We start from the raw sequence: 15,436 nt of genomic DNA, 5'->3' as shown, positions 1-15,436 counted from the left end.
AATTAGGCCTTTGGGGAGTAATGGAAACGCCAACCTACTTAAGAAAAATAGTATTAAAAATGGCTGTGTTGCAAAAAAATCGATTGTCTATACTTAGCCAATCAAAAGTATGGAGTAATGCATGGAGAAATATCAACCAGTGGATTTTAAATGGCGCCATTTTCATGGTGAAGTGATAATGCAATGCGTCCGTTGGTATTGTAAATATGGCATTAGCTATCGAGATCTAGAAGACCATTGTCTAATTGATCGTGCATAAAATCCATAGACCAACACTCGTTGATTGCAGTAGGCACCGCTAATGCTTCCGGCTTGTTCCTAATTAACCGCTTTTTCGGTTTTATCCGCAGGTTAAGTTCGAGCTCACGATAAATTCGATAAACCCGCTTATGATTCCAGATAAATCCTTTGACATTGCGTAGGTAGAGAAAACATAGACCAAAACCCCAATTACCTGACTCTGTGTCACGCAGAGCAACCAATCCGCGATTGCTGCATTTTCATCACCTAATTTAGCTTGATATCTATAGCAGGTTTCACTGATGCCAAACAATTCACACGAGAATCGAACAGATGTCCAAAACAACCAATATTTGATGGTATTAGCCCAAGCTAAAAGTTAGGCTTTGATAAGAAATATCTAAAAACATAGTATGCCAGGGGTGTATAGAGCATAATTTGATTGATATTCAATCATGACCCATCCCGGCCAAAGGTCATTATAGCTTCTATTCACTCTAAATTTAGCATCAATTGATACCTTGCCTAGAGGAAATTACCCCACTAGAATACAGACGATTACTTATAAGGAATATATTGAATGAAAAAGAATCACTTCGATACGCGAGCCATTCATGCAGGCCAAGAGCCATGTCCAAGTACTGGTGCAGTAATGACCCCTATTTATGCAACCTCAACATACCGACAAAGTGCGCCTGGAGTACATCAAGGATATGAGTATTCACGCACGCAAAACCCTACACGTGCAGCTTATGAAGGCTGTATTGCTAGCTTGGAGTCAGGTCAGCGTGGTTTTGCTTTTGGCTCAGGAATGGCAGCCATAAATACAGTTATTGATCTGCTCGATGCTGGAGACCACGTGATTGCTACCGACGACCTTTATGGTGGTTCTTTTCGTTTATTCGATAAGGTGAAAACACGTACTTCCAACTTATCTTTTTCTTTTGTAGATATGACCGACGCCCGCAATATTGAGGCCGCAATCACTCCTAAAACGCGCTTAATCTGGGTAGAAACTCCTTCCAATCCCATGCTAAAACTAGCCAATTTACGTGAAATCGCCGCGATTGCAAAACGCCATAACCTCATTACGGTCGCCGACAATACCTTTGCTACTCCCTGGATTCAACGCCCAATTGAATTGGGGTTTGATATCGTGCTGCATTCAGCAACGAAATACTTAAATGGTCATTCCGATGTAATTAGTGGTGTCGTTGTTGTGGGCGACAATGCAGACCTTGCTGATCGGATGGCATTCTTACAAAACTCGTGTGGAGGAATTGCCGGTCCATTTGATAGCTTTTTAGTACTCAGAAGCCTCAAAACCCTGTCCTTACGCATGCAAAGACATTGTGAAAATGCGGAACATCTAGCAAACTGGCTAAGCTCACACCCTAAAGTCAGTAAAGTAATCTATCCAGGTCTTGCTAGTCATCCACAGCACCAGTTAGCTAAAGAGCAAATGCAAGGTTTTGGCGGTATGATTTCCATGGTAATTGACGGTGGCATCGAAGAAGCGAAACGCTTTTTATCCCGCTGTGAATTATTCACCCTAGCTGAGAGTTTAGGTGGAGTTGAAAGCTTAATTGAGCACCCAGCGATTATGACACATGCCTCTATTCCACCGGAGCAACGCAAAATCTTAGGAATTGAAGATGGCTTCATTCGTCTTTCTGTGGGTATTGAGCACGTGGAAGACTTACAAGCTGATTTACACAACGCCTTGTTATAACATTATTTAGGAAAAACATATGCATACGTTACAAACCATTATTGAGCAAGCTTTTGAACAACGTCAAACCTTATCCATGAGTACTGCAACACCTGAGCTCATTGCAGCAGTAAATGAAGTACTTTCTTGTCTGGATAGTGGCCAATACCGTGTTGCAGAAAAAATAAATGATGACTGGGTCGTGCATCAATGGATTAAAAAAGCCGTCCTGCTATCATTTAAATTATTTCCTAATCAAATTATCGACGCCGGATTTTGTCAGTTTTATGACAAAGTTCCACTAAAGTATCAAGGCTATAGCGAAGAGCAATTTCAACAAACCGGTGTCCGTGTTGTACCGCATGCCATGGTGCGCAAAGGAGCTTATATTGCTAAAAACAGCATCTTAATGCCCTCCTATGTTAATGTAGGCGCCTATATTGATGAGGGCGTAATGGTTGACACTTGGGCTACCGTTGGCTCATGTGCGCAAATTGGTAAAAATGTACATCTTTCAGGAGGTGTTGGGATTGGTGGTGTATTAGAACCATTACAGGCAAATCCAACTATTATTGAAGATAATTGCTTTATCGGTGCACGCTCCGAAGTAGTTGAAGGGGTTATTGTAGAACGCAATTCCGTACTATCCATGGGCGTTTATCTAGGACAAAGTACAAAAATCTATAATCGTCTGACTGGGGAAATTACCTATGGCCGCATTCCTGAAGGCTCCGTAGTTGTTGCTGGAAGCCTACCTAGTGAAGATAAAAGCCATAGCCTATATTGCGCTGTAATTGTAAAACAGGTGGATGAAAAAACCCGGGCGAAAGTGAGCATTAATGAATTATTAAGAGCAAACTAAATTATGAGTAAAATAAAGGAACTATTAGCTGAACTCATTAATTTCCCATCGATTACTCCAGATGATGCTGGATGCCAGGAATTTATGATTCAATTCTTGCAGAATGCGGGATTCAGTTGCGAACGGATGAATAATGGCCCTGTATCTAATTTTTTTGCCCTTTATGGAGACAGTGGGCCTTTATTGGTATTTGCAGGCCATACTGATGTAGTACCTATCGGTGATGAGTCAAAATGGCATACTGATCCCTTTGTTTTAGTAGACAAAGACAGTATGCTTTATGGCCGTGGCGTTGCGGATATGAAAGGCAGCCTTGCTTGCATGCTACTCATGGCAAAGCGCTTCGTCGAAGCCTATCCCGCTTTTCCTGGACGATTAGGCTTTCTCATTACCAGCGGTGAAGAAGGTGATGATTATGATTTAGGAACACCTTATGTAATGGAGCAATTACAGAAACAGGGAATTCATATTGATTATTGTATTGTTGGAGAGCCTTCCAGTACTGCTCACGTTGGGGACGTGCTTAAAATTGGTAGACGCGGTTCATTAAGCGCAAAAATCTGTCTGCATGGAAAACAAGGACACGTAGCCTATCCGCATTTAGCAGAAAATCCTATTCATAAAATAAGCCCAGCTCTGGCTAAATTAACGGCTATTCATTGGGATGAGGGAAATGCGTATTTCCCGCCAACTTCCATGCAAATAACCTCTATTAGCTCGGGTGGGCAAGCTCCTAATATTATTCCCGGTGAGCTGAATATGCACTTGAATTTCCGCTATTCTACAGAGCAAACTCAAGAGACATTAAAAGAGCAGGTTATCGCAACTTTTCATGAGTTTGGTCTTAGTCCGAGTATCAACTGGCGTTTAAGCGGAGAGCCTTTTTTAACTGCCCAAGGTGCTTTATTAGAAAGCACACAACAGGCGATTCTGGAGCAATCAGGTTTTACTCCTGAATTGTCAACCAGTGGCGGTACTTCTGATGGTCGTTTTATTGCTCCTTATGGTGTAGAAGTTATCGAGTTAGGCCCTGTTAATGCCACCATCCATCAAGTGAATGAATGTGTTTCTTTAATCGATCTGCATCAATTGGAGGCACAATATTTTTCAATTTGTCAAAAACTACTACTTGATGCAAAGTAGAGCTATACTCCTACAAGAGGCATTTCATGTCTCTTGGGCTGGCCAACAACAGGTTTAATTGTGAACCACCCGTAAACCAACACAGCCTCTTCCTACACGAGGCCTTTTTATATGGAGATAATTATGAGTGGTTGCAGAATAAATCCTGTAAGCTTGGGCCTAGCTTTTGGTGTGCTTTGGGGCATAAGCATATTATTACTAGGCTTAATTGCTACTTATTATGCCTATGGACATGATTTTGTTATATCAATGGGAAATTTATATCCTGGATATACTCCATCCATTAAAGGAAGTATCCTTGGAGCAGTTATTGCATTTATTGATGCCTTCATTATGGGTTTTCTTATTGCCTGGCTCTACAATAAATTTAATAATTGCGGTTGTGCTTGTTGTGATAAAAGTTCAAAAGAAGTGAAGGATAAGCCGATAGCTTAATAGCCTCAAAACGTAGAAATTGTGGCCCGTATTAGCGCAGCGTAATACGGGCCACGTTTCTGTGACACGTTTAGGCTTAAAATTACTAGTTCACTACGTGCCAAGATCCATCAGGTTGACGACAAGCGCTACCACGGAGAAGTTGAGTTCGGCCATCAATCCATGCTTTCGTAGTATATTCACGACAAGGCAAGCGTTCATGATGTTGTTCATGATAATAAGTTCTAGTAGGTTGAACGGTATAACGATATCCAGTATCTGGGTTTGACCAATTAACTGCTCTACCTGTTGGCGCAGTTTCCAGTGCTCTTTGCATTTGCATTTGGTCTACTTTATCCATGCTTCGCCCAATTTGGCCACCTAAAACAGCACCAATAAGAGCACCACCAGCTGCTGCAGCGACTTTACCACCGCCACTACCAAACTGGCTACCGAGCAATCCACCAACGACACCACCAGAAAGGGCGCCTATGCCTTCATTATTCACCCCGGTACAACCGACGAGTAAAAAAGACAAGGATAAGGATGCAACAGCTAACTTTTTCATGATTGTCACCAGATTAAAGGGTTAAAAAATCGACACCATTCTAACACCCTGGGTGATTATGATCCATATCATTTTAAACAAGGACCTGCTTCTAGCTCATAGCCCCCATTGGGCGCCGGTGTGGCTTGAGACCTTGTTGTTGGGCTATAAACCCAAGCAAGGAATGATTAAGAATGGCGCACACGTTCTGAAATTTGGCACAGTAACTCGTAGCCAATGGTCCCCGCGGCTTGAGCAATACGCTCCACTAAAATATGAGTCCCCCACAACTCCACTGGAGCTCCGGGTTTGATGTCAGGATGTTCCGTTAAATCAACAGCCAACATATCCATAGAAATACGACCCGCAATTGGAACTTCCCTACCCTGTACCCAAACTGGCGTATTCGCAGCAATATGACGAGGATAACCATCCCCATAACCTGCAGCAACAATACCAATTCGTGAAGTTTTTAGGCTGCTCCAAATCCCGCTATATCCCACTTGTGCAAAAGGTGGATTATCATAAACAGCACTAATCGCGGATATAAAACGCATTACCGGAACTAAGCCCAAGTCTGTTGCGGTCTTATCAGCAAAGGGCGACACCCCATACAGCATGATGCCTGGCCTCACTACATCCGCATGTGTTTGTGGGAAAGAAATAATTGCTGCTGAATTGGCCATACTACGCTGGCTAAAACCAGCTACTGAAATACTTTCAAAAAGAGAAATCTGCTGATAATTTTCCACACGCTCAGGCTCATCAGCACAAGCTAAATGAGTCATTAAACCAATGTCTTTATCTACCCAAGGGCAAGCTTGTAACGCATTCATCACCTCTTGCAATTCGTGAGGCTTAAATCCCAGACGATGCATGCCCGTATTTACTTTCACCCATAATTTAATCGGCTTATCCAGTGGTGTATTTAGCAACCACTGTATTTGATGCGGCTGATGCATGACACAACCTAATTGATGCTCTGCAACTAGTTTAAATTCATCCGGGCTAAACACGCCTTGAAACAGAATACAATGAGTACGACTACCTAAGCGGCGAATAACCATGGCCTCTTCAATGCAGGCCACACCAAAAGCATCCACATGCCCTTCTAGCACAGGCACCACCGCATGGATGCCACAACCATAAGCATTAGCCTTGACCATGGTAATTATTTTTTTGCCTGGCGCAAATCGTCTTATTTGCGCCAAGTTATGCAGTAAAGCACTAGGCTCAACAACCAAGTGGGTCGGTCTTGACACTATTCAAATCCCTCTTGATACCCATTAAATGCCAAATCTTCAAATCGAGTATATTTACCAATAAAGGCTACACGAACCTTTCCAATAGGACCATTTCTTTGTTTTGCAACAATAATCTCTGCGGTTCCTTTGTCTGGGCTATCTTCGTTATACACCTCATCCCGGTAAATAAAGCAGATTAAGTCCGCGTCCTGCTCGATCGCACCCGATTCCCTTAAGTCAGACATTACAGGACGTTTATCGGCACGTTGCTCCAAACTTCGGTTTAACTGCGATAAAGCAATCACTGGCGTTTGCAATTCTTTAGCAAGGGACTTCAAACTGCGCGAAATTTCCGAGATTTCCGCGGTTCTGTTTTCGGCGTTAAAGCCAGGTACTTTCATAAGCTGGAGATAATCCACTACAATTAAACCAACAGAACCATGCTCTTTGGCTACACGGCGCGAACGCGCCCGCATTTCCGAAGGACTTAACGCTGGGGTATCATCAATAAATAAAGACGCTTCAGACAGCATGTGCACAGCCGAAGTCACCCGAGGCCAATCATCGTCATCAAGCTTTCCGGTTCTTATCTTGTGCTGATCAATACGACCTAAAGAAGACATCATCCTCATAGCTAATGAATCTGACGGCATCTCCATTGAGTACACGATTACTGGTTTTCCAGACTGAATCGCGACATGCTCTGCCATATTCATTACCAAAGTGGTTTTACCCATAGAAGGACGACCCGCAACGATAATCAAATCAGAAGGTTGTAAACCCGAAGTCATTTTATCTAAATCGCTAAGTCCTGTAGGGACCCCGGTGAGCGCATCACCATTGTGGTACAAGGCATCAATCTTCTCAACGGTACGCACTAAAATAGATTTAATATTTTCAGGGCCACCATCGCCTCCGGTTTGCTCCCCAATTGCAAATACCTTGGTTTCAGCCATATCTAATAATTCAGGTACTTCTCTTCCTTCCGGGTTATAGGCTGCATCAGCAATTTCCGTGGCCACCCCAATGAGTTGTCTTTGTACGGACTTTTCTCGCACAATATCAGCGTACGCATTAACGTTCGCCACGCTAGGCGTGTTATTTGCTAATTCAAATAAATAAGCTTCACCACCAGCATCATCCAGCTCATTATGAGACTTTAACGTATCAAGAAGAGTGACCACATCAAAGGGTTGGTCTTTTTTTGATAATCCAGAAATTGCCCGGAATAAAATACGATGTTCTGTACGGTAAAAATCTGTCTCACAGAGTTTGGTACTAATTTTATCCCAAACCTGGTTATCCAGCATCAATCCACCAATAATCGATTGCTCTGCTTCGACTGAATGAGGGGGTCTTCTTAATGGATCAACTGTTTTTTGAGATTTTTTTAGATCAAGCATGGTTACGTAGGCAATATGAGTTTGGAACAGCGACTATTGTAATGATCTTTTGCTAGGATGTCATCTGATAAAAGGGCTGGGGCTTAATTGACAGCCAAAATCGGCTCATTTTGACGGCACTAGGATTTCTAAAAGAAAAAACCTGGTTGCAAGCAACCAGGTTCCGGGAATTATCTAACCCATGTTTGAGTGCGACCTAATAAGGAAACGCCTAAATATCCTCTAACATGAAGTTTATTTCCTTCAAGAGTCATTTTTGCTTTATAAACTTTACCTGACTTAGGGTCTAGAATAGAGCCGCCACTCCACTCATTGTTACCATCACTTTTCAAACCCCATAAGAAACGTATGCCCGCAATCTTTTTACCTTTGAACGAGCCTGGGCATTTTTCACAAATTCCAGTATCGCCTGCTTGTGGGTATACTTTTTGAATAACACCACTGATAACGCCGCCAGATTCAGAAATCACTACAACAGCTCTTTTGGCACCAGTTTTATCATCAATTGTTGTCCATTGGCCAACAGGCGAACCTGATGCAGCGATGGCGCTAGGAATAAATGATACAGCAAAAACCAAACCACAAATCGCTTTCCATAATTTCATAGTTTTCTCCATAATTACAATCATATATAGCTTATGCCATGATTCGCGACTATGCCAGTTTTTCAATAAAAAAGCATTATTTTTTATGTTTTTTTCAATGATGGGTTGTTTTAAAATTAATCCAAATCCACTCCCACAGCAGAAAGTGGGCTGAGGTGTAGGTTTGGCCCCTTACTCAACATAGAGCTCAAGAATAACATGAGGTCCATGTTGGACCAGGGGACCGACCTATAATGGCGCAAAAAACTGCTCTATATCCTCTTCACTTAAACTTATCGCCTTAGCAGGATCTGCAGATAAAATTCCATCCACCAGCAGGCGTTTACGCTCTTGCATACCTAAAATGGCTTCTTCAACCGTACCTGAAGTAATCAACTTATAAACAAACACAGGATTTACCTGACCAATACGATGCGTCCTATCCGTAGCCTGATCCTCTACCGCCGGATTCCACCAAGGATCGTAATGAATTACGGTATCCGCACGCGTTAAGTTCAATCCAGTTCCCCCAGCTTTTAAGCTAATTAAAAATACAGGGGTCTTTCCTTCTTGAAACCTCTCAACTAAAGCCTGTCTATTTTGTGTTTGTCCGGTAAGCTTTAAATAATCATAATTACGTGCATGCAACTCATCTTCAATTAATTGCAGCATGGACGTAAATTGAGAGAAAACAAGTACCCGCCGCCCCTCTTCCACTAAATTATCAAGCAGTTCCATCAAGGTTTCGAGTTTAGCCGAAGTTCCATGAGCAATTGTTGCCTCAGGTAATGATAATAAACGTGGATCACAGCAAATCTGACGCAGCTTCAATAAGGCATCAAGAATAATAATATGACTTTTACCTAAGCCTTGTTTCACAATGGCATCACGAACTTTTTTCTCCATGCTCATGCGAATCGCTTCATAAAGATCACGTTGTGGCCCAACAATTTCAATAGTACGAGTCATTTCCGTTTTCGGCGGTAATTCACGAGCAACCTGGTTTTTTGTTCGCCTGAGAATAAAAGGTTTTACTCGGTTAACTAAAACCTCACGTCGATGCACATCAGCATGTTTCTCTATAGGATTTCTAAACCACAGCCTAAATTGTTTGGTATCACCCAATAAACCAGGCATTAAAAAGTGGAATAATGACCATAACTCCCCTAAATGATTTTCCAGGGGTGTACCCGTGAGACATAAACGATGCGCCGCGTGCAATTGCTGAATGATCTGCGTTGTTTTAGTACGTGCATTTTTAATAAATTGTGCCTCATCCAAAATAAGATAATAAAAGGGATAACTCACAAATTTTTCTTTATCTCGATGAATGAGTCCATACGTGGAAATAACTAAATCATAATCATCAAAATCATCCAGATGGCGTTCACTGCCATGATAAACTAAAACTTTTAATGCAGGAGTAAAACGCCGTGCCTCTGCCTCCCAATTGCCAACCAAACTGGTGGGCGCAATAATTAATGTGGCAGTTCGTGTACGTCCTTGCTCTTTTTCATAAAGCAAGTGCGTCAAGGTTTGAATGGTTTTTCCTAAGCCCATGTCATCAGCTAAAATACCGCTAAAACTACTGGTACGCAGGAACTGTATCCAATTTAATCCTTGGCGTTGATAATCTCTTAACTGTGCTTGCAGCCCTTGAGGAATCGGAACTTCAGGAATATCAGTTAGCTTAACAAGGCGCTTTAACTCATTGCGTAACATTTCAGCACCTTGCCAACGTGACTTCGTAGCTGCAAGCGCTAATTCAGCTTCCTGCATCAATATCAACTGGTATTTGTTAATTTGTAGATGTTGATTTTCATCTATATGACGTAGACCAAATTGCAACAGTAAACGTACCAAAGGTTTAATACGCCCCATTTCTAACTGTAAAGCCCGTCCATCATCCAAAGGTAATTTAACTAATTGCTCATCCGGAAGGCCATCCAACTCCCCCCCTTTGTAATGCTGAATTAACTCAGCAACCAACGGAACAATACTGACTGGCTTGCCTTCTACTAAGATACCTAATTGATAGGAAAAGAAGTCTGTGCCACTTCCTTCATGTAAATCAGAAAACCATTCTACATCATCAGCGCTAACTACTTGCTGATATAATGAGCTTATCATGTCTACTTGCCAGCCCCGATGACTTAATAAAGGTACTGCTTGGCTGTAAAGAAATTCTAAGTCTGCAGCTCGGGTAATATTTTCTAATATAAAATCAGCTTGCTTGGTTTTATCCCACTGCGCCCTTTCCCAACCTTTAGGCGCTCTCAATTTAAGGATCTGATGTAATTCGATCAGCTTTTCCGCTTCAAACTTTTTATCACGCTGGTAGTGAATTAAAATGCCATCTTCTTGGGTTACCACCGTTTCACAATCTTCATTAACCGCAATCCTTGATTGGTCATAATTGAAAAAAACGCGCGCAATAAATAAGACTTTCAACTCCTCCTCATCATCAAACCAAGATGGTCCCTCATTCTCTTCGCTTACCGCATCAAGAATCAGTACCGGCATAGGAGTAACTTGACGTGTCTCTTGAATGGTAAACACCTGTGGTACTGGGAATTCAGGGCAAGTTTGTTCCATTTTTTTCGCCAATAATGGAGCTTGCTCAATAGAAATAGGAGGAGCTTCTAATAAATGCCCAAGCTGTTTTATTGGGTATGGGGTTTTTAGATACCCCATAACTCCTTCGTCATAATCAAAATACCAACTCTCATCTAGTAACAAAGGTTTAACGGCTTCGTCATCATGCATCAACAATAGATTTTGGCTGCCATTTTGTGCCAAAACCCACTGGCAAGTGCCATTATAGATTTCACCCATATGAATGGCATGTTCATGATCATGAGCAAAAAAAGCCCTGCCCGTAGCAAGAATACGTGCTAATAATTCACTGTTACGGATACTTAATGAATCAAACCAACCCGTAACACCGCATTTAAAAAGTAATTGCGCGACCAATTCATTATCATCGCCAATAAAGTGTTGCTTCTTAGACTCAGCAAGACTGTTAAAGGGGATCATCTTTCCATAACCACCCCGTTTTAATAATTTAGCTAAGGCCAGTTTAACAATTACCTTATGCTCATAACCATCAATTCTAAGTTCAAGTAGATAAGTTAAATGATGGGTAGACTCATGGGTCTTAACCACCGCAGCTTCTTGAGCGCGCAGATTTTTTAACCAGCTATCTAGGCGCTTATCTAGCTTATTTGCGGGCTGTGACACAGGGTTGGTTTGGGCGCGTAAAGCGAATAAACAGGCAGCAGCATGTTTGCAGTTGATTTGTGAGGCACAGGTGCAACTCGCACGCTTTCCAGGCCAAGCTTTTAAATCCATGTGCACATCGTAAATCTGGCTGGAACTGCCTTTAACGCGTCCTTTTAATAGCCCCTCACTGAAACGAATATTCAGCACATGGCCATTCTCAAAATATTCTTGCCCTCGCAATAATATTTTGGCCTCAAACGCTTCTGGCATTTTTGATAGTGCTTCATTTAACATAATATTTGGGGTGTTCTGGGCAAAAGCATTTATTTTATGCAATTTTCAGTCTAATTAACACTTATATCTTTCATTTAGGTACACTTTGTAATAATTTACTGCCCATTATTCTCAAAATACGCTTAATATCATGCAAAACACGCTTCGAATTCTTATGGCTCAAATCAATCCCAATGTTGGGGCATTAGCGCTCAATCGGGATAAAATTATCGAAATCATAAAAAACAAGCAAGATGACCATGATGTCATTGTTTTTCCTGAATTAGCCTTAACAGGCTATCCTCCCGAGGATTTGCTTTTTCGAAATGAATTTCATCTTTCAGTGATAGAGCATTTAAACCAAATACAAGCGGTAACCAAAGACTGCTATGTACTTGTTGGTCATCCAAGTATAGATCAAAAAAACTGCTACAACAGTGTGAGCGTTCTGTACCAAGGGCAAAGAATTACGGAATACCACAAACAAAAACTACCTAATTATGAAATTTTTGATGAAGCACGTTACTTCACTGCGGGAGCAAGAAAGCCATGTATTCTAAAAATAAAGAATTACCAGGTAGGTATTTGCATTTGTGAAGATGCATGGCAGCCCGGCCCCATCGCAGACTTAATTGCACAGGGTGTTTCGATAATACTCATCCCTAATGCTTCTCCATTTGATGAACATAAATATCAAAAACGTGAAGCTTTATTAAAATCCTATGCAAGACAAGGTGTTGCTATTGCGTATGTAAATCAAATTGGTGGGCAAGACGAATTATTATTTGATGGACACTCATTTGCTCTGGATCATCAAGGTACCGTGTGTGCGCGTGCCTCTGCATTTAAAGAAGATTTATGCACGATTGAATTGCAAGATAAATACCTTTCAGGCCCGATAGCTCCCCTGCCAACGAAAGAAGCATTACTCTATGAGGCGTTGATTTGTGGAACTCGTGATTATGTGAATAAAAATCAATTTCCAGGGGTTTTGTTAGGACTGTCGGGAGGCATTGATTCAGCACTCACCTTAGCCGTCGCGGTAGATGCTTTAGGGGCAGAACGAGTGCATGCCGTACTTATGCCTTCACGCTATACTGCGGAAATGAGTGTAGAAGATGCCATGCTCGAATTAAACACACTAACAGTCACTCATTCAATGTTATCTATTGAACCCGCATTTGAAGCCTTAATGACTACATTAAAACCTGAGTTTCATGGGCGCCCCGCTGATCTTACAGAAGAAAATATCCAAGCTCGAGTTCGCGGTATATTATTAATGGCTATGTCGAATAAAACTGGAAAAATGGTCTTAACCACCTCCAATAAAAGTGAGTCGGCGGTGGGATATGCAACCTTATACGGAGACATGTGTGGTGGCTTTGGGGTTTTAAAAGATGTACTCAAAACCCAGGTTTATGCGCTAGCTCATTATCGAAATACTTTGTCTCAAGTAATCCCTGAACGAGTTATTACCCGCCCTCCTTCTGCTGAATTAAGAGATAATCAAACCGATCAAGACAGCTTGCCTGACTATGAGATTTTAGATGCAATTATCGTTGCATACATGGAAAAAAACTTAAGCCCATCAGAAATAATTCAACAAGGATTTAAACCTGACGTGGTCGCTAAGGTAATCCAAATGATTAAACGTAATGAATATAAACGCCGCCAGGCAGCTCCTGGAATCAAGGTGAGTGCAGTAGCTTTTGGTAAGGATTGGCGTTATCCGATAACGAATGGGTTTAAATAAGTGTGCGTTGTACCCATGTAGATATCACCATTGCGAACGCAGGACATTCGCAATGGTGACTGTTTTATTATTAATTTAAAATTTGCTATATCGTATTAAGCGTACGCGATAACTCTTCCGCATTTTCTACAGCTTCTTTTATTAACCTCTTTTCCTGCCAAATATTAGGCAATTGACTAATAGCAACATACCTATCTTTGCTTAAGGGCTGCGGAGCGACCTTCTGGGTACCCACATTAAATGAGGCATCAACCTTAGGAGTTGCTTGTTCCGTTTCAGAGGTCTGTTTTACTTGTTCTGCAACATGTCTCTCAAGCATATCCCTAATATTTTGAAAGTTCTTTTTGTCTAACTCATGAATTGGATTAACATTTAGCAAATGATTTTTAAATGCCAACTCATCTTCTGCATTAAATGGAGCAGGATGAGTCTCAAGCCAATTTAAAAATTCAGGATAATTTTTTAACCTGATTTGATGGATAGCACCTAAGCTGTTTGCCCACCAAAGAGAATGCTCCTTGCCTGTGTGACGTAAAATAAAGGTTGACGTAATATGCATACGTTGTAAATCTCTATTTCTTTGTTCCGGGTTGATTTTGTATTGAAGCAAACTAAGCGCCCGTTCATGAGCATCATGTTTGACTTCATCAAGATCTGGTTCCCCCTGTTGTCTTTTAAAAATGCTACCCAACTGCCGATTCATCTGAGAAACCGTTGTCGTATTTAAGGCTTTGGCCGTTTTTACTCCTAATAAATGAAGTTTTATTGAGTTCTCAATTTCTTTTTTAGTTGCTTCATTAAGGTTATTATCGTGCAACAACCCAAGATTTTTAGTTAAACATTCATTAAGCAAAGGATAATCTTTGAGTTCAATAAAGTTGAGTGCACCTAAACTGCTTACCCACCAAAGATTGGTTTTAGGAGGATCGGTGCGTAAAACGAAGGAAGAATTGATGCCGCTCACAATATCCGCATTGCTTTGCTCTGGATTTATCACCAATTGTAAACGCTCAAGCAATTGAGATTTGGCCTGTAAACACTCAGTTAGTATATGTTCCAAATGCTCAGAGCTTAATTTGGTTATATCGGTAATTTTCTTGCTAGATAGAAATAATTTAAGCTCTAAAGTTATTTCCAACGGATGTACTTTACCCACTGCATCAACTAAAGAAAGTTTCCAACGGCTATTAGTATCCTTTACAAGGCAAAAAACAATTTTATCTACGTCTGTGGCTGCTTTATGTTTTGCAGCCTCAAGATCCTGCTCAACAAGCGCCGAACCTAATAGACGTTGTTTCGCTAACCCAGCTTGCTCTAGCTCATCACTTCGACGTTTTGCCTCTTCTAGTGCTTTCTTATGATCACCAATTAAATAATTTAATCGATTCATGATCGGATCTTTTAGTTTAAGCACAAAAGAAAGTTGTTCCTGCTCGCCCAAAGACTCATATCCCTCAATCGCGCAGGTAAGTTCTAAAAGAAAGTAAAAATTATAAGAACCATTATTCCATTCCCCTTCACTTAAAAGCTTTTTAACCGCTTCCCAACGAAGATAAGGATCTTTGGTTTCTGTCAAATCATGAATAAAGCTATTGATGTCACGGGTACGGGTAAAATAATAAAGCCAATATTTGTATTTTACTTTGGCTTGTTCAGCGAGTTCGACTATTTTTTTATGGCCTTCCAGTGTCGTATCAGAAATAAGATCTACAAGCTGTTCGATAAACTTAGTTGGTATCTCTAATAGCGGTTTTGCCGCATCTTTCTTTTTATTGTTAGTCATTATGAAACTCCATTTCATATGTAAAAAATTTATCATTGCACCAATGTTAATTTGAAACAAGTAGACGATTCACACAGTTAGTATATTTCTCAATAGCGAATAACATGAACAAAAGAAAAACCATTTTGATAGAGGGAAATCAATATGGCTAATTCATTATAGTAGTGATAAAAATTTTTTGTTTTTTAAATCTATTTTTTTGTTCTTACGATGAAATTATGAACATGAAAGGTATGTGGTAAGAGCAGAGGACTCTT

Annotated in this window: 11 protein-coding genes and 2 pseudogenes; 6 read left to right on the top strand and 7 right to left on the bottom strand. The window is 40.9% G+C overall.

Translation table 11 applies throughout. The features are described 5' to 3' along the window. Nucleotides 1-121: 121 nt before the first annotated feature. A pseudogene (locus tag J2N86_RS05410) lies at nucleotides 122-235 on the top strand (IS6 family transposase); the annotation flags it as partial. On the opposite strand, the pseudogene J2N86_RS05405 reads toward J2N86_RS05410, so the two are convergent. Continuing rightward, nucleotides 234-574: pseudogene (locus tag J2N86_RS05405) on the bottom strand (IS3 family transposase); the annotation flags it as partial. The pseudogenes J2N86_RS05410 and J2N86_RS05405 overlap by 2 nt on opposite strands. A gap of 246 nt (nucleotides 575-820) precedes the next feature. Between J2N86_RS05405 and J2N86_RS05400 the strand changes: the two are divergent. The 4 genes from J2N86_RS05400 (at nucleotide 821) to J2N86_RS05385 (ending at nucleotide 4,391) form a co-directional block, all read left to right on the top strand. Beyond that, on the top strand, nucleotides 821-1,972 hold the full coding sequence (locus J2N86_RS05400; RefSeq protein ID WP_252581445.1) for a trans-sulfuration enzyme family protein: 1,152 nt from the start codon (nucleotides 821-823) through the stop codon (nucleotides 1,970-1,972). A 76-nt stretch (nucleotides 1,973-2,048) separates the two neighbouring features. Continuing rightward, nucleotides 2,049-2,813: a 2,3,4,5-tetrahydropyridine-2,6-dicarboxylate N-succinyltransferase gene (dapD, locus tag J2N86_RS05395; protein ID WP_407658983.1), complete on the top strand. Its 765-nt coding sequence runs from the start codon at nucleotides 2,049-2,051 to the stop codon at nucleotides 2,811-2,813. Nucleotides 2,814-2,816: 3 nt separating this feature from the next. Then, nucleotides 2,817-3,956 carry a succinyl-diaminopimelate desuccinylase gene (gene dapE / locus J2N86_RS05390; RefSeq protein WP_252581439.1) on the top strand — a complete coding sequence of 380 codons (1,140 nt, stop codon included), beginning with the start codon at nucleotides 2,817-2,819 and terminating at the stop codon, nucleotides 3,954-3,956. Between the two features lie 123 nt (nucleotides 3,957-4,079). Continuing rightward, on the top strand, nucleotides 4,080-4,391 hold the full coding sequence (locus tag J2N86_RS05385; RefSeq protein ID WP_252582382.1) for a bacteriophage holin: 312 nt from the start codon (nucleotides 4,080-4,082) through the stop codon (nucleotides 4,389-4,391). 85 nt (nucleotides 4,392-4,476) lie between these two features. On the opposite strand, the gene J2N86_RS05380 is transcribed toward J2N86_RS05385, so the two are convergent. From J2N86_RS05380 to J2N86_RS05360, 5 genes are all read right to left on the bottom strand, one after another. Beyond that, on the bottom strand, nucleotides 4,477-4,938 hold the full coding sequence (locus tag J2N86_RS05380) for an RT0821/Lpp0805 family surface protein (protein ID WP_252581436.1): 462 nt from the start codon (nucleotides 4,936-4,938) through the stop codon (nucleotides 4,477-4,479). 167 nt (nucleotides 4,939-5,105) lie between these two features. Further along, nucleotides 5,106-6,179, bottom strand: a complete 1,074-nt coding sequence (gene alr, locus J2N86_RS05375; protein WP_252581433.1) for an alanine racemase — start codon at nucleotides 6,177-6,179, stop codon at nucleotides 5,106-5,108. Next, nucleotides 6,179-7,564: a replicative DNA helicase gene (gene dnaB / locus J2N86_RS05370; protein WP_252581431.1), complete on the bottom strand. Its 1,386-nt coding sequence runs from the start codon at nucleotides 7,562-7,564 to the stop codon at nucleotides 6,179-6,181. The genes alr and dnaB overlap by 1 nt, the downstream gene beginning before the upstream one ends. A gap of 170 nt (nucleotides 7,565-7,734) precedes the next feature. After that, nucleotides 7,735-8,169: a DUF2147 domain-containing protein gene (locus tag J2N86_RS05365; protein WP_252581428.1), complete on the bottom strand. Its 435-nt coding sequence runs from the start codon at nucleotides 8,167-8,169 to the stop codon at nucleotides 7,735-7,737. Nucleotides 8,170-8,397: 228 nt separating this feature from the next. Then, on the bottom strand, nucleotides 8,398-11,664 hold the full coding sequence (locus J2N86_RS05360) for a DEAD/DEAH box helicase (RefSeq protein WP_252581425.1): 3,267 nt from the start codon (nucleotides 11,662-11,664) through the stop codon (nucleotides 8,398-8,400). Nucleotides 11,665-11,794: 130 nt separating this feature from the next. Here J2N86_RS05360 and J2N86_RS05355 point away from each other — a divergent pair, with 130 nt between their 5' ends. Then, complete coding sequence (locus J2N86_RS05355) at nucleotides 11,795-13,396, top strand: NAD+ synthase (RefSeq protein WP_252581422.1); 1,602 nt, start codon at nucleotides 11,795-11,797, stop codon at nucleotides 13,394-13,396. An 85-nt stretch (nucleotides 13,397-13,481) separates the two neighbouring features. On the opposite strand, the gene J2N86_RS05350 is transcribed toward J2N86_RS05355, so the two are convergent. Beyond that, on the bottom strand, nucleotides 13,482-15,179 hold the full coding sequence (locus tag J2N86_RS05350) for a hypothetical protein (RefSeq protein WP_252581419.1): 1,698 nt from the start codon (nucleotides 15,177-15,179) through the stop codon (nucleotides 13,482-13,484). Between the last annotated feature and the right edge of the window lie 257 nt (nucleotides 15,180-15,436).

The sequence above is a fragment of the Legionella lytica genome (assembly GCF_023921225.1).
In the GTDB taxonomy this organism is placed as follows: Bacteria; Pseudomonadota; Gammaproteobacteria; order Legionellales; family Legionellaceae; genus Legionella; species Legionella lytica.
Note: the sequence above shows the minus strand (reverse complement) of the source record. Positions and strands in the feature narration are given on the sequence as shown.

Coding starts and splice junctions, on each gene's coding strand:
- J2N86_RS05355 (WP_252581422.1), top strand. CDS start 11,795: ATGCAAAACACGCTTCGAATTCTTATGGCTCAAATCAATCCCAATGTT.
- J2N86_RS05400 (WP_252581445.1), top strand. CDS start 821: ATGAAAAAGAATCACTTCGATACGCGAGCCATTCATGCAGGCCAAGAG.
- J2N86_RS05365 (WP_252581428.1), bottom strand. CDS start 8,169: ATGAAATTATGGAAAGCGATTTGTGGTTTGGTTTTTGCTGTATCATTT.
- dapE (WP_252581439.1), top strand. CDS start 2,817: ATGAGTAAAATAAAGGAACTATTAGCTGAACTCATTAATTTCCCATCG.
- J2N86_RS05385 (WP_252582382.1), top strand. CDS start 4,080: ATGAGTGGTTGCAGAATAAATCCTGTAAGCTTGGGCCTAGCTTTTGGT.
- dapD (WP_407658983.1), top strand. CDS start 2,049: ATGAGTACTGCAACACCTGAGCTCATTGCAGCAGTAAATGAAGTACTT.
- J2N86_RS05350 (WP_252581419.1), bottom strand. CDS start 15,179: ATGACTAACAATAAAAAGAAAGATGCGGCAAAACCGCTATTAGAGATA.
- J2N86_RS05380 (WP_252581436.1), bottom strand. CDS start 4,938: ATGAAAAAGTTAGCTGTTGCATCCTTATCCTTGTCTTTTTTACTCGTC.
- J2N86_RS05360 (WP_252581425.1), bottom strand. CDS start 11,664: ATGTTAAATGAAGCACTATCAAAAATGCCAGAAGCGTTTGAGGCCAAA.
- dnaB (WP_252581431.1), bottom strand. CDS start 7,564: ATGCTTGATCTAAAAAAATCTCAAAAAACAGTTGATCCATTAAGAAGA.